Source organism: Streptomyces sp. NPDC017448, from assembly GCF_044330565.1.
In the GTDB taxonomy this organism is placed as follows: domain Bacteria; phylum Actinomycetota; class Actinomycetes; order Streptomycetales; family Streptomycetaceae; genus Streptomyces.
Map to the genome: position 1 here is coordinate 115,426 of NZ_JBIRLM010000019.1, position 14,308 is coordinate 129,733.

The 14,308-nt window shown below is 73.4% G+C and carries 10 protein-coding genes; all 10 read left to right on the top strand.

Annotated features, from left to right (window positions below; genetic code table 11):
• The first annotated feature begins 39 nt into the window (after positions 1-39).
• Positions 40-1,278, top strand: a complete 1,239-nt coding sequence (locus ACH4K1_RS26595; protein ID WP_398092071.1) for a Gfo/Idh/MocA family protein — start codon at positions 40-42, stop codon at positions 1,276-1,278.
• A gap of 13 nt (positions 1,279-1,291) precedes the next feature.
• The gene (locus ACH4K1_RS26600) at positions 1,292-2,296 is read left to right on the top strand and encodes a sugar phosphate isomerase/epimerase family protein (protein WP_398092072.1); all 1,005 of its coding nucleotides are present in this window, start codon (positions 1,292-1,294) and stop codon (positions 2,294-2,296) included.
• A gap of 289 nt (positions 2,297-2,585) precedes the next feature.
• The gene (locus tag ACH4K1_RS26605; RefSeq protein ID WP_398092073.1) at positions 2,586-6,293 is read left to right on the top strand and encodes a ThuA domain-containing protein; all 3,708 of its coding nucleotides are present in this window, start codon (positions 2,586-2,588) and stop codon (positions 6,291-6,293) included.
• 93 nt (positions 6,294-6,386) lie between these two features.
• Positions 6,387-7,589 carry an inositol-3-phosphate synthase gene (locus ACH4K1_RS26610; protein ID WP_398092074.1) on the top strand — a complete coding sequence of 401 codons (1,203 nt, stop codon included), beginning with the start codon at positions 6,387-6,389 and terminating at the stop codon, positions 7,587-7,589.
• Positions 7,586-9,205 carry an SCO3242 family prenyltransferase gene (locus ACH4K1_RS26615; protein WP_398092075.1) on the top strand — a complete coding sequence of 540 codons (1,620 nt, stop codon included), beginning with the start codon at positions 7,586-7,588 and terminating at the stop codon, positions 9,203-9,205. The genes ACH4K1_RS26610 and ACH4K1_RS26615 overlap by 4 nt, the downstream gene beginning before the upstream one ends.
• A complete protein-coding gene (locus ACH4K1_RS26620) occupies positions 9,202-10,104 on the top strand; it encodes a sugar phosphate isomerase/epimerase family protein (protein ID WP_398092076.1) in 903 nt (300 codons plus the stop codon). Before ACH4K1_RS26615 ends, ACH4K1_RS26620 begins: the two co-directional genes overlap by 4 nt.
• A complete protein-coding gene (locus ACH4K1_RS26625; protein WP_398092078.1) occupies positions 10,098-10,799 on the top strand; it encodes an EboA domain-containing protein in 702 nt (233 codons plus the stop codon). Before ACH4K1_RS26620 ends, ACH4K1_RS26625 begins: the two co-directional genes overlap by 7 nt.
• On the top strand, positions 10,799-11,647 hold the full coding sequence (locus tag ACH4K1_RS26630; protein ID WP_398092080.1) for a TatD family hydrolase: 849 nt from the start codon (positions 10,799-10,801) through the stop codon (positions 11,645-11,647). Before ACH4K1_RS26625 ends, ACH4K1_RS26630 begins: the two co-directional genes overlap by 1 nt.
• Before the next feature lie 7 nt (positions 11,648-11,654).
• Complete coding sequence (gene eboE, locus ACH4K1_RS26635) at positions 11,655-12,830, top strand: metabolite traffic protein EboE (protein ID WP_398092081.1); 1,176 nt, start codon at positions 11,655-11,657, stop codon at positions 12,828-12,830.
• A gap of 47 nt (positions 12,831-12,877) precedes the next feature.
• On the top strand, positions 12,878-14,302 hold the full coding sequence (locus tag ACH4K1_RS26640) for a nucleotide pyrophosphatase/phosphodiesterase family protein (protein ID WP_398092119.1): 1,425 nt from the start codon (positions 12,878-12,880) through the stop codon (positions 14,300-14,302).
• Positions 14,303-14,308 lie beyond the last annotated feature (6 nt).

The window sequence follows — 14,308 nt, forward strand, 5'->3', positions numbered from 1 at the left end:
CCCGGCCCGTTACCGCACACCGACGAGGAGGAAGTCCGCATGGCCCGTAGTCAAGAGACGGAAGCGCACCCCCCGGCACCGCCGCCCCAGCAGCAGGCGCCGGGAACGCTCGGGGTCGGCATGGTCGGATACGCGTTCATGGGCGCCGCCCACTCCCAGGGGTGGCGCACCGCCGGACACGTCTTCGACCTGCCGCTGCGCCCCGCTCTCGCCGCGATCTGCGGGCGCGACCGTGCGGCGGTCGACGCCGCCGCCGCCCGGCACGGCTGGGCGGCGGCCGAGACCGACTGGCGGGCCCTGATCGCCCGGGACGACGTCCACCTGGTCGACATCTGCACCCCCGGCGACAGCCACGCGGAGATCGCCATCGCCGCCCTGGAAGCGGGCAAGCACGTCCTGTGCGAGAAGCCGCTCGCCAACACCGTCGCCGAGGCGGAGGCGATGGTCCGCGCCGCCGAAGCCGCGCAGGCCCGCGGGCAGACGGCGATCGTGGGATTCAACTACCGCAAGGTGCCCGCGATCTCCTACGCCCGCCGGCTCATCGCCCAGGGCCGGCTCGGCCCGTTGCGCCATGTGCGGGCCGTCTACCTCCAGGACTGGCTGGTGGACCCGGCCTCCCCGCTCACCTGGCGGCTCAAGCGCGAGCACGCGGGCTCCGGTGCGCTCGGGGACCTCGGAGCGCACATCGTCGATCTCGCCCAGTACCTCTCGGGCGAACTGCTCACCGGCGTCTCCGCCGTGGCCGAGACCTTCGTACGGGAACGGCCCCTGCTCGCCGGGGCGTCGGCCGGGCTCTCCGGCGGGGCGGACGCGGTGGAGCGGGGCGAGGTGACCGTGGACGACGCGGCGATCTTCACCGGCCGCCTCGCCTCCGGCGCGCTCGCCTCCTTCGAGGCGACCCGGATGGCCGCCGGACGCAAGAACGCCCTGCGCCTGGAGGTCAACGGGGAGCTGGGCTCGCTCGCCTTCGACCTGGAGCGGCTCAACGAACTGTCCTTCCACGACCACACCGAACCCGCCGCCACCGCGGGTTTCCGCCGCATCCTCGTCACCGAGCCCGAGCACCCCTACCTGGAGGCGTGGTGGCCGCCGGGCCACGGCCTCGGCTACGAGCACACCTTCGTCCACCAGGCCCGCGACGTGGTCCGCACCATCGCCGAAGGGGCCCCGCCCGTGCCCTCGTTCGCGGACGGCCTCCAGGTGCAGCGGGTGCTCGCCGCCGTCGAGGAGAGCGCCGCCAAGAACTCCGTCCACACCCCGGTCCCGTCCTCGTCCTAGGAGGCTGCCGCCCATGCCCCGCCCCTTCACCCTCTTCACCGGCCAGTGGGCCGACCTCCCGCTGGAGGAGGTCTGCCGCCACGCCCGGGACTTCGGCTACGACGGACTCGAACTCGCCTGCTGGGGAGACCACTTCGAGGTCGACAAGGCGCTGGCCGATCCCGGGTACCTGGACTCCCGGCGCCGGCTGCTCGACGCGTACGGGCTGAAGTGCTTCGCCATCTCCAACCACCTGGTCGGCCAGGCCGTCTGCGACCACCCGATCGACGAACGCCACCAGGGCATCGTCCCCGCCCGGATCTGGGGCGACGGCGAGCCCGAGGGCGTACGGCGGCGCGCGGCGGCGGAGATCGCGGACACCGCCCGGGCCGCCGCAGCCTTCGGGGTGGACACCGTCGTCGGGTTCACCGGCTCCTCGATCTGGCACCTGGTCGCGATGTTCCCGCCCGTCCCGCCGCACATGATCGAGCGCGGCTACGAGGACTTCGCCGAGCGCTGGAACCCGATCCTGGACGTCTTCGACGCCGAGGGGGTGCGCTTCGCCCACGAGGTGCACCCGAGCGAGATCGCGTACGACTACTGGACCACCCGGCGCGCGCTGGAAGCGGTGGACCACCGGCCCGCGTTCGGGCTGAACTTCGACCCGAGCCACTTCGTCTGGCAGGACCTGGACCCGGTGGGGTTCCTCTACGACTTCCGCGACCGGATCTACCACGTGGACTGCAAGGAGGCCCGCAAGCGGCTCGACGGCCGCAACGGCCGCCTCGGCTCGCACCTTCCCTGGGGCGACCCCCGGCGCGGCTGGGACTTCGTCTCCGCCGGCCACGGCGACGTGCCCTGGGAGGACGTCTTCCGGATGCTCCGGTCCATCGGCTACGAGGGCCCGGTCTCGGTCGAGTGGGAGGACGCCGGGATGGACCGGCTGACCGGCGCTCCGGAAGCGCTTGCCAGCCTCAAACGGTTCGACTTCGAGCCGCCGTCGGCCTCCTTCGACGCGGCCTTCGGCGGCGGCGAGTAAAGGCTCCGCACACGTCCCGGGGGATGGGGCGGCAGGAAACCCCGCCGCCCCCGGGGCTGCTCCGCCCTGCCCGGAAAACGCTTTGTCCTGACGGAAGAAGAAGTTCGGCCCAGGTGTCGCACAAGGGCTTTCCGTCGAGGACGAACAGGTCTACCGTCCACCACGTGTACACGACATGACTCGCGTCGCCGGGGTCGCTCCCGTCCCCGGCGTCGCACGCGCGGCAGTCCCCGCGCGGCACGGCACGGCTTCACCCGCCCGTACAACCGGCACTCTCCGGAGGACCTACGTGCACAGAACAAGAAAGCGGCTCCTGGCCCGGACCCGCGTCCGCAAGACGCTCGCGCTGTTCACCGGCGGCCTGCTCGCCGCCGCGACCCTCACCCTCGGCTCCGCCCCCGGAGCCCTCGCCCACCCGGCGCGGGACGAGCCGGTGGCGGAGGACTTCCAGCAGGTCACCCTCGCCAAGGGCGCGGCGGAGACCGGCGAACCCATGTCGCTCGCCGTCCTCCCCGACCGCAGCGTGCTGCACACCTCGCGCGGCGGCGAGCTGCGGATCACCGACAGCGCCGGCAACACCCGGATCTCCGGCACGATCCCCGTGTACACGCACGACGAGGAGGGCCTCCAGGGCGTCGGCGTCGACCCGGACTTCGCGAAGAACCGGGCCATCTACCTCTTCTACGCGCCCCCGCTCGACACCCCCGCCGGCGACGCCCCCGAGACGGGCACCCCCGCCGACTTCGCGAAGTTCGAGGGGGTCAACCGGCTCTCCCGCTTCGTCCTCAAGGAGGACGGCACCCTCGACACCGCCAGCGAGAAGAAGGTGCTGGACGTCGCCGCCTCGCGCGGCACCTGCTGCCACGTCGGCGGCGACATCGACTTCGACGCCGAGGGCAACCTCTACCTCTCCACCGGCGACGACACCAACCCCTTCGCCTCCGACGGCTTCACCCCGATCGACGAACGCCCGGGTCGCAACCCGGCGTTCGATGCCCGACGCACCTCGGGCAACACCAACGACCTGCGCGGAAAGATCCTCCGCATCAAGGTCGCCGAGGACGGCTCGTACACCATCCCGGAGGGCAACCTCTTCAAGCCGGGCACGGACAAGACGCGCCCCGAGATCTACGCGATGGGCTTCCGCAACCCCTTCCGCTTCTCCGTGGACAAGGCCACCGGCATCCTGTACGTCGGTGACTACGGACCCGACGCGGGCGCGGCCGACCCCCAGCGCGGACCGGCCGGAAAGGTCGAGTTCGCCCGCGTGACGAAGGCCGCCAACTTCGGCTGGCCCTTCTGCGTCGGCGCCAACGAGCCGTACACCGACTACGACTTCGCCACCAAGACGTCCGGCGCCGCCTTCGACTGCGCCGCCCCCAGGAACGAGTCCCCGCACAACACCGGACTGGTCGACCTGCCGCCGGCCCAGGCCGCGTGGATCCCCTACGACGGCGGATCGGTCCCCGAGTTCGGCAGCGGTTCCGAGTCCCCGATGGGCGGACCCGTCTACCGCTACGACGCGGCCCTCGACTCCCCGGTCAAGTTCCCCGAGGCGTACGACGGCGACTTCTTCGCCGGGGAGTTCGGCCGCAAGTGGATCAAGCGCATCGAGCAGGACGCCGACGGCGCCGTCCACTCCATCAACGACGTGCCGTGGTCCGGCACCCAGATCATGGACATGGCCTTCGGCCCGGACGGGGCGCTGTACGTCCTCGACTACGGCCTCGCCTGGTTCGGCGGCGACGAGAACTCCGCCCTGTACCGCATCGAGAACGCCACCGGAGGCCGCTCGCCCATCGCCGAGGCCTCGGCGAACAAGACGTCGGGCACCGCCCCGCTGAAGGTGAAGTTCTCCTCCGCCGGCACGGCGGACGGCGACGGCGACCCGCTGACCTACTCCTGGGACTTCGGCGACGGCGGCACGTCCACCGCCGCCAACCCCACGTACACGTACAAGAAGAACGGCGCCTACACCGCCACCGTCACCGCCAAGGACCCGACCGGCCGCACCGGCTCCGCCAGCGTCCACGTCACCGTCGGCAACACCGCCCCGACCGTGGAACTGGTACTCCCCGAGGACGGGCAGCTCTTCGCCTTCGGCGACGCCGTGCCGTTCAAGGTGAACGTCACCGACCCGGAGGACGGCGCCATCGACTGCACCAAGGTCGAGGTCAAGTTCACCCTGGGCCACGACAGCCACGGCCACGACATCACCACCGAACACGGCTGTGAGGGCACCATCAAGACCGCCATGGAAGGCGGCCACGACCCCAACGCCAACATCTACGGCGGCATCTCGGCCTCCTACACCGACAACGGCGGCGGCCAGGCCAAGCTGACCGGCAAGGACGCCTCCCGGCTCCAGCCCCGGCACCGCCAGGCCGAGCACTACGACGCCTCCTTCGGCGTCACCACGCCGAGCAAGTCCAGCGCCCACGGCGGCAAGACCGTCGGGGACATCCACAACGACGACTGGATCTCCTTCAAGACCTACGTCCTGGGCGGCACCACCAAGCTCACCGCCCGTATCTCCTCGGCGGGCTCCGGCGGCTTCCTCGAAGTGCGCACCGGATCGCCCACCGGCAAGATCCTCGGCTCCGGGCCCGTCCCGGTGACCGGCAGCTGGGACACCTTCCAGGACATCGACATCCCGCTGCGCGGCGCCCCCAAGAAGCAGACCGAACTCTTCCTTGTCTTCAAGGGCGGCTCCGGCGCGCTCTACGACGTCGACGACTTCGAACTCTTCAACTCTCCGGTCGACCGGACGGCCAAGCGCGTCCTGGTCTTCTCCAAGACCGCCGGCTTCCGCCACGACTCGATCCCGGCGGGCGTCGCGGCTCTGAAGGAGCTCGGCAAGGGCGCGAACATCACGGTCGACTCCACCGAGTCCGCAGCCCAGTTCACCACCAGCAACCTGGCCCGCTACGACGCCGTCGCCTTCCTCTCCACCACCGGTGACGTCCTCAACGCCGAGCAGCAGAAGGCGTTCGAGAACTACGTGGCCACCGGCGGCGGTTACGTCGGCATCCACGCCGCCGCCGACACCGAGTACGACTGGGAGTTCTACGGCGGCCTCGTCGGAGCCCACTTCGACTCCCACCCGCACATCCAGCCCGCCACCGTCCGCGTCGAGGACCACGACCACCCCGCCACCGCCCACCTCGAGGACGAGTGGCAGCGCACCGACGAGTGGTACAACTACCGCACCAACCCCCGGGACAAGGCCAAGGTCCTCGCCACCCTGGACGAGACCACCTACACCGGCGGCAACATGAAGGGCGACCACCCGATCTCCTGGTGCCAGAGCTACCAGGGCGGCCGCTCCTTCTACACCGGTCTCGGCCACACCAAGGAGTCCTACGCCGAACCGGCCTTCCGCAGCCACGTCCTGGGCGGGCTGCGCTACGCCACCGGCCAGGTCAAGGCCGACTGCAAGCCGGACACCGGCCACCGGGCGATCTTCAACGGCAAGACGCTGGAGGGCTGGAAGCAGGCGGGTCCGGGGAAGTTCTCCGTCAAGGACGGCGCCCTGCACTCCGAGGGCGGCATGGGCCTGCTCACCTACCAGGCCAAGGAGCTGGGGTCCTACTCGCTCAAGCTCGACTGGAAGATGGCCGGCGACGACAACTCCGGTGTCTTCGTGGGCTTCCCGGAGTCCGACGATCCCTGGTCGGCGGTCAACAAGGGGTACGAGATCCAGATCGACGCCACCGACGCCGCCGACCGCACCACCGGCGCCGTCTACACCTTCAAATCCGCCGACATCAAGGCCCGTGACCGCGTCCTGCGGCCGCCGGGACAGTGGAACAGCTACGAGATCAAGGTCCAGGGCGAACGTCTGCAGGTCTTCCTCAACGGAGCGAAGATCAACGACTTCACCAACACCGACCCGGCCCGCAGCCTGAAGGACGGCTACATCGGCCTCCAGAACCACGGAGCCGACGACCAGGTGTCCTTCCGCAACATCCAACTCAAGGAGCTGCCCCCGAAGTAGGGCGGCCGCCCCTGCCGGCGGCGGGCGGGGAAGCACGCACCTTCCCCGCCCGCCGTCCCCCACCCCGACCCACCCGCCCCAGGGAGGCAGTCCGTGACCGCTCACGCCGACCGTGAAGGCCGATCCGGCACCCCAGGCCGATCCGGCACCCCGCTCACCTCCGGGGCCCCGGGCCTCGCGGGAACCCCGGGACGCACCGGTGTCTGGTTCATCGGAGCACGCGGCTCCGTGGCGACCACCGCCACGGCAGGCTGCGCCGCCATCGCCGCGGGCCTGCACCCGCCGACCGGCATGGTCACCGAGACGCCCCCCTTCGCCGACAGCGGCCTGCCCGCCCTGACCGACCTGGTCTTCGGCGGCCACGACACCCTCGACTGCCCCCTGTCCAAGCGGGCCGAGGCGCTCGCGGAAGGCGGCGTACTCCCGCACGGCCTCCCCTCCGCCGTACGTGCCGAACTCGACGCCGCCGACGTCGAGATCCGGCCCGGCGGACCGCTCCCCGGCGACACCCGCACCGACCGGGAACTCATCGCCGCGTTCACCGCGGACCTCACCGACTTCACCCGCCGCCACGGCCTGGCCCGCACCGTCGTCGTCAACGTCGCCTCCACCGAACCCGCGCCCGGGCCCGACGACACCCGGCTGCCCGCCAGCTCCCTCTACGCGGCCGCCGCGCTGCGCGCCGGCTGCGCCTACGCCAACTTCACCCCGTCCACCGGACTGCGCACCCCCGCGCTCACCGACACCGTCGCCGCCGGCGGCCTTCCCCACGCCGGACGCGACGGCAAGACCGGCCAGACGCTGCTCCGCTCCGTACTCGCCCCGATGTTCCTCCAGCGCGCCCTCGCCGTACGGGCGTGGTCCGGGTCGAACCTGCTGGGCGGCGGCGACGGGGCGGCGCTGGCCGATCCGGCGGCGGCAGCCGCCAAGAACGCGGGCAAGGAACGCGTTCTGGCCGACACCTTCGGCACCGCCCCCGAGGGCGAGGTGCACATCGACGACGTGCCCGCCATGGGGGAGTGGAAGACCGCCTGGGACCACATCGCCTTCGACGGCTTCCTCGGTTCCCGCATGGTCCTCCAGACCATCTGGCAGGGCTGCGACTCGGCTCTCGCGGCCCCGCTGGTGCTGGACCTGGCGCGGCTGCTCGCCCGCGCCCACGAGGTCGGGATCGGCGGCCCCCTGCCGGAGCTGGGCTTCTACTTCAAGGACCCGGACGGCGGCGCCCCGGCGGCGCTCGCCGAGCAGTACGCCACGTTGCTCGCCTTCGCCGAGCGGCTGCGGGGCCGGGCGTGAGGCGGCGGCGGAGGCTGCTGCCCGCCGCGCCGGCCCCGGCCCTGTCGGCCGCCCCGGACGGGCGGCGCAACGGCTACGCGCACGGCGTGGGGAAACCCGCCGTGGCCGAAGACCGCCTGTCCGGTGCGGGTGGGACTGCGCCCCCACCGGACAGGCCCGGACCGGCCCCCGCGGGACGGAACGGAGCACGGGGCGCGCAGGCCGGTACGGACCGGGGCACGGGGTCCGACCGGGGCGCGGGCCCCGGGCCGAACCGGCCGGGCGCGGGTGCCGGGCGCGACCCGGCCCCTGAGCGGGCCACGGCCCGGGAGCGCCTGCGGGCGTGGGCCGAACTGCTGCGCGTCTCCGCCCTCTTCTCCGTACCCGGGGACGCCCTGGCGGGCGCGGCGGCGGTGGGCCGCCGGCCCGGCCGGTCCACCGCCCTGGCGATCGGCGCGTCGCTCTGCCTGTACGAGGCCGGCATGGCGCTCAACGACTGGGCCGACCGCGACGAGGACGCCGTGGACCGCCCGCACCGGCCGGTCCCGTCGGGCCGCGTCAGCCCGGCGGCGGCCCTGGGCGCGGCCGGGGCGCTGACCGCCGCGGGCCTGGCCCTGGCGGCCGGCGCCGGACGTCCCGCGCTGACCGTCGCCACGGGGCTGGCCACCACGGTCTGGGCCTACGACCTTCGTCTGAAGCACACGAAGGCGGGTCCGGCGGCGATGGCAGCGGCGCGTTCGCTGGACCTGTTGCTGGGCGCGACGGCGACGGCGACGGCAACAGGCGCCGAGGGGCCCGCACCGGCCGGAACGGCGCGTGGCGGCGGTCCGCTCGACAACGTTGCCGGAGGCGGGTGGGCGGCCTCGAAGACCGCCCCCCTGCCGGACGCGCTGGCAGCGGCGCTCCCGGCCCTGCCCGCCGCGCTGGTCCTCGGAGCGCACACGTACGGCGTCACCGCCGTTTCCCGCCACGAGGCGCAGGGCGGCTCCACCGGCACACCGCTGGCGGTGCTCGCCACGACGACGGTGCTCGCGGCGGCGGTCCTGGGGGAGTGGCGGTGGCGGGGCCGCGCGCCCGGCAGCCCCCGCTCCACGACGATCATCACCGGACCGGCGCACTCCGCGACCGGACCGGCGCACTCCGCGACCGGACCGGCGCACTCCGCGACCGGACCGGCGCAAGCCGCGACCGGTACGACGCGAGCGACCGCGGGCACGACGTCTGCCGTTCCCGGCGCCGGCCTCACCGGGACGGGCCTTCCCCCCGCGGCGACACGCCCCGCCCGCACCGGTCCCGCCCCGCGGCCCGGAGGGAGCCGGCCGACCGCCCCGGGCGCGGGCCCCGCACGTTCCGCCCGCCTCCGCGACCCGCTCGGCCGGGCGGCGGCCCGCCCCGACCGCCTCCTGGCCATCGGGCTCACCGCCGCCTACCTCCGCACCGCCGCCCCGCCCCTCCTGCACGCCGCGCTGCATCCGTCACCACCGCTGACCCAGCGGGCGGTCGGCGGGGGCATCCGGGCCATGATCCCGCTCCAGGCCGCGCTCGCCGCCCGCGCCGGGTCGCCCGGCGCCGGTCTCGCCGTCATGGGGCTCGTCCCCCTCGCCCGCAGCCTCGCCCGGAAGGTGAGCCCCACATGACCCTCCACCTCGGCTACGGAACCAACGGACTCACCGACCTCCGCCTCGACGACGCCCTCGGCCTGCTCGCCGACCTCGGGTACGAAGGCGTCGGCCTGACCCTCGACCACATGCACCTGGACCCCCTGGCCCCGGACCTCGCCGAGCGCACCCGCCAGGTGCACCGCCGGCTCACCTCCCTGGGCCTGCGGGTCACGGTGGAGACCGGCGCCCGCTACGTCCTCGACCCGCGCCGCAAACACGGACCCTCCCTCCTCGACCCGGACCCCGACGCCCGCGCCGCCCGCACCGCGCTGCTGGTCCGCGCCGTCGACGTGGCCGGCGAACTCGGCGCGCACGCCGTCCACTGCTTCAGCGGCATCACCCCGCCCGGCACCCCGGCGGACACCGCCTGGCAACGGCTCACCGAGGCACTCGCCCCCGTCCTCGAAGCCTCCGACCGCTCCGGCATCCCCCTCGCCGTCGAACCCGAGCCCGGCCACCTCCTCGCCACCCTCGCCGACTTCCACCACCTGCGCGGTCTCCTCGGCGACCCGGGCCCGCTCGGCCTCACCCTCGACATCGGCCACTGCCAGTGCCTGGAGGACGCCTCACCCGTCCAGTGCGTCAAGGACTCCGCCCCCTGGCTGCGGCACGTCCAGATCGAGGACATGCGGCGCGGCGTCCACGAGCACCTCCCGTTCGGCGACGGGGAGATCGACTTCCCGCCCGTGCTCGCCGCCCTCGTCGCATCGGAGTACCGGGGCCTCACCGTCGTCGAACTGCCCCGCCACGCGCACGCCGGACCCGAACTGGCCCGCACCTCCATCGGCTTCCTGCGCGCCGCCATGACGCGGGGGGCCACGACGCGCGACGTCCCGGACCGCGCCACCCCGTCGAAGGGGGCCGCCCCGTGCTGACGTCCCGCGAAGAGCTCGACGCCGAACTCGGCGGGGCCGCCCGCGCCTGGCTCGACGAAGCCCTCGCGGAGGCCGCCCACGAAGCGGCCCGCACCGGCGCCCCCGCCGACGCCGCGACCGGTACTCCCCCCTCGGCGGCGAGCCCGTACGCCTCCCCGCCGTGGGAACTGCGCTACGCCGCCGCCGGACGGCACTGCGGTCCGGAACACGCCGACTCCGTGCGCTCCCTCCTGCTCGTCGAGGCCCGCGCCCCGCTCGCCTCCCTCATCCGGCTCTACGAGCAGGGCACCGCCGCCGAACGCCGGGCCGTCCTGCTCACCCTGCACCTCCTCGACCTCGGCGACACCGCCCTCCCTCTCGTCGAGGACGCCCTGCGCACCAACGACACCCGGCTGGTCGCCGCGGCCGTAGGCCCCTACGCCGCCGACCGCCTCGCCCCGCACGCCTGGCGCCACGCCGTACTGAAATGCCTGTTCACCGGCGTACCGGTCGCGGCCGTCGCCCGGCTCGGCGAGAGGGCCCGCGGCGACGCCGAACTCGCCCGCATGCTCCACGACTTCGCCGCCGAGCGCACCGCCGCCGGCCGCCCCGTCCCCGAAGACCTGCGTACGGTCCTCGCCCTCACCGCCCCGCCCGACGAGGACGGCCGCCCGGGGCCGCCGGCCGCGGTCCCCGCCACCACGGAGGAGTCCTGATGCGCATCTTCGACCCCCACATCCACATGACCTCCCGCACCACCGACGACTACCGGGCGATGTACGACGCGGGCGTGCGCGCGCTCGTCGAACCCTCCTTCTGGCTCGGCCAGCCCCGCACCTCGCCCGCCAGCTTCTTCGACTACTTCGACGCGCTCCTCGGCTGGGAGCCCTTCCGCGCCTCCCAGTACGGCATCGCCCACCACTGCACCCTCGCCCTCAACCCCAAGGAGGCGAACGACCCCCGCTGCACCCCCGTCCTGGACGCGCTGCCCCGCTACCTCGTGAAGGACTCCGTCGTCGCCGTCGGCGAGATCGGCTACGACTCCATGACCCCCGCCGAGGACCACGCCCTCGCCGCGCAGCTCCAACTCGCCGCCGACCACGGACTGCCCGCCCTGGTGCACACCCCGCACCGCGACAAGCTCGCCGGTCTCCACCGCACCATCGACGTCGTCCGCGAATCGAACCTCGCCCCCGAGTCCGTGCTGCTCGACCACCTCAACGAGACCACCGTGCGGCCCGCCCTCGACAGCGGCTGCTGGGCCGGGTTCTCCATCTACCCGGACACCAAGATGGACGAGGACCGGATGGTCGCCGTCCTCAAGGACCACGGCACCGAGAAGATCCTCGTCAACTCGGCTGCCGACTGGGGGAAGAGCGACCCCCTCACGACCCGCAAGGTCGCCGACGCCATGCTGGGGGCCGGCTTCACCGAGGACGACGTCGACCAGGTCCTGTGGCGCAACCCGGTCGCCTTCTACGGCCGAAGCGGCCGCCTCCAGCTGGACGCCCCGGCCCCCGACGCACTCCACGAGGGCAACTCCATCCTGCGCGGCGGGGAGTGAGGCGGCCATGCGCTTCCGCCATCCGGACGGCTCGACGGTCCACCTCGCCTACTGCACCAACGTCCACCCCGCCGAAACCCTCGAAGGGGTCCGCGCCCAGCTCCGCGACCACTGCGAACCCGTCCGCCGCCGACTCGGCCGGGACCGGCTCGGCGTCGGCCTCTGGCTCGCCCGCGACGCCGCCCGCGCCCTGATCAACGACCCCGCCGAACTCCGCTCCCTGCGCGCCGAACTCGACGGCCGGGGCCTCGAAGTGGTCACCCTCAACGGCTTCCCGTACGAAGGGTTCGGCGCCGACGAGGTCAAGTACCGGGTCTACCGGCCCGACTGGACCGAACCCGCCCGCCTCGCCCACACCACCGACCTCGCCCGCCTCCTGGCCGCCCTGCTCCCCGACGACGCCACCGAGGGCACCGTCTCCACCCTGCCGCTCGCCTGGCGCACCCCCTACGACGGCGACCCCGAGGCCGCCCGCACCGCACGCGCCGCCCTCACCACGCTCGCCCAACGCCTCGACGCCCTCGCCGAACTGACCGGCAAGTCCATCCGCGTCGGCCTCGAACCGGAACCCGGCTGCACGGTGGAGACCACCGCGGACGCCATCGCCCCGCTTACCGACGTCGGCCACGACCGCATCGGCATCTGTGTCGACACCTGCCACCTCGCCACCTCCTTCGAGGACCCCGGCACCGCACTCGACGCCCTGGCCGCCGCCGGCATCCGCGTCGTCAAGTCCCAGCTCTCCGCAGCCCTCCACGCCGACCACCCCCACCTGCCCGAGGTCCGCGCCGCGCTCGCCGCCTTCGCCGAGCCCCGCTTCCTGCACCAGACCCGCACGAGCACGGCCGCCGGACTGCGCGGCACCGACGACCTGGACGAAGCCGTCGCCGGACGGGCGCTGCCCGACTCCACTCCCTGGCGCGCCCACTTCCACGTACCGCTGCACGCGCCCCCCGCGCCCCCGCTGACCTCGACGCTCCCCGTGCTCCGCGACGCGCTCACCCGGCTCGTCGGCGGGTCCGTGCCCCTCACCCGCCACCTGGAGGTGGAGACGTACACCTGGCAGGCCCTGCCCGCCGAACTGCGGCCCCGCACCCGCACCCAGCTCGCCGACGGCATCGCCGCCGAACTCACCCTCGTCCGCGACCTCCTGGTCGACCTCGGCCTCAAGGAGCTGCCATGACCCCGGAGAGCACAGACCCCTCGGACCCCTCGGACCCTTCGGACAGCATGGACAGCACGGACAGCACGGCCGGTCCGCGGCGGGCGGGGGACGGGAGCGGCCCCACCCCCCTCCTCGTCCTCGACGTCGTCGGCCTCACCCCCCAGCTCCTGGCCCACATGCCGAACCTCCGGGCCCTGGGGGAGCGGGGCACGAAGGCGCCCCTCTCCACCGTGCTGCCCGCCGTCACCTGCGCCGCCCAGTCCACCTTCCTCACCGGCGCCACGCCCGCCGAACACGGCATCGTCGCCAACGGCTGGTACTTCCGCGAACTCGGCGACGTCCTGCTCTGGCGCCAGCACAACGGGCTCGTCGAGGGCGACAAACTGTGGGACGCCGCCCGCCGCGCCCACCCCGGCTACACCGTCGCCAACATCTGCTGGTGGTACGCGATGGGCGCCGACACCGACTGGACGGTCACCCCGCGGCCCGTCTACTACGCCGACGGCCGCAAGGAACCCGACTGCTACACCCGGCCCCCCGCCCTGCACGACGAACTGACCGACAAGTTCGGCACCTTCCCCCTCTTCCACTTCTGGGGCCCCGGCGCCGACCTGGTCTCCTCGCAGTGGATCATCGACGCCACCCGGCACGTCATCGCCACCCGCACCCCCGACCTCGCCCTCTGCTACCTGCCGCACCTCGACTACGACCTCCAGCGCTACGGCCCCGACGACCCCCGCTCCCACCGGGCCGCCGCCGACCTCGACCGGGCGATGGCCCCGCTGCTGGCCGACGCCCGCGCCGAGGGACGCACCGTCGTCGCGCTCTCGGAGTACGGCATCACCCGCGTCGACCGGCCCGTCGACATCAACCGCGCCCTGCGCAGGGCGGGCCTGCTGGAGGTCCACACCCAGGACGGCATGGAGTACCTGGACCCGATGGCCTCGCGGGCCTTCGCCGTCGCCGACCACCAGCTCGCCCACGTCTACGTACGCCGCCCCGAGGACCTGGCGGCGGTCCGGGCCGCCCTCGCGGACCTGCCCGGCATCGAGCAGCTCCTCGACGACGAGGGCAAGAAGACCCACCACCTGGACCACCCCCGCTCCGGCGAACTGGTCGCCGTCGCCGAGAAGGACGCCTGGTTCACGTACTACTACTGGCTCGACGACGCCCGCGCCCCCGACTTCGCCCAGCTCGTCGAGATCCACCGCAAACCCGGCTACGACCCCGTCGAGCTGTTCATGGACCCCCAGGACCCCTATGTCCGGGTCAAGGCAGTCACGGTGGTCGCCCGCAAGAAGCTCGGCCTGCGCTACCGCATGGCGGTCGTCCCCCTGGACCCCTCGCCCGTCCGCGGCAGCCACGGCCGCCTCCCCGAGAGCGACGACGAAGGTCCGCTCATCCTCTGCTCCACCCCCCACGCGTTCACCGAACGGGTCAGGGCCACCGAAGTGAAGTCCCTGCTCCTCCAGCTTGCCGGACTGCACTGACAACGC

Bases quoted from the DNA above. Each gene is read 5' to 3' on its own strand.
- ACH4K1_RS26640 (WP_398092119.1), top strand. From the start codon at position 12,878: ATGGACAGCACGGACAGCACGGCCGGTCCGCGGCGGGCGGGGGACGGG.
- ACH4K1_RS26630 (WP_398092080.1), top strand. From the start codon at position 10,799: ATGCGCATCTTCGACCCCCACATCCACATGACCTCCCGCACCACCGAC.
- ACH4K1_RS26595 (WP_398092071.1), top strand. From the start codon at position 40: ATGGCCCGTAGTCAAGAGACGGAAGCGCACCCCCCGGCACCGCCGCCC.
- ACH4K1_RS26620 (WP_398092076.1), top strand. From the start codon at position 9,202: ATGACCCTCCACCTCGGCTACGGAACCAACGGACTCACCGACCTCCGC.
- ACH4K1_RS26600 (WP_398092072.1), top strand. From the start codon at position 1,292: ATGCCCCGCCCCTTCACCCTCTTCACCGGCCAGTGGGCCGACCTCCCG.
- eboE (WP_398092081.1), top strand. From the start codon at position 11,655: ATGCGCTTCCGCCATCCGGACGGCTCGACGGTCCACCTCGCCTACTGC.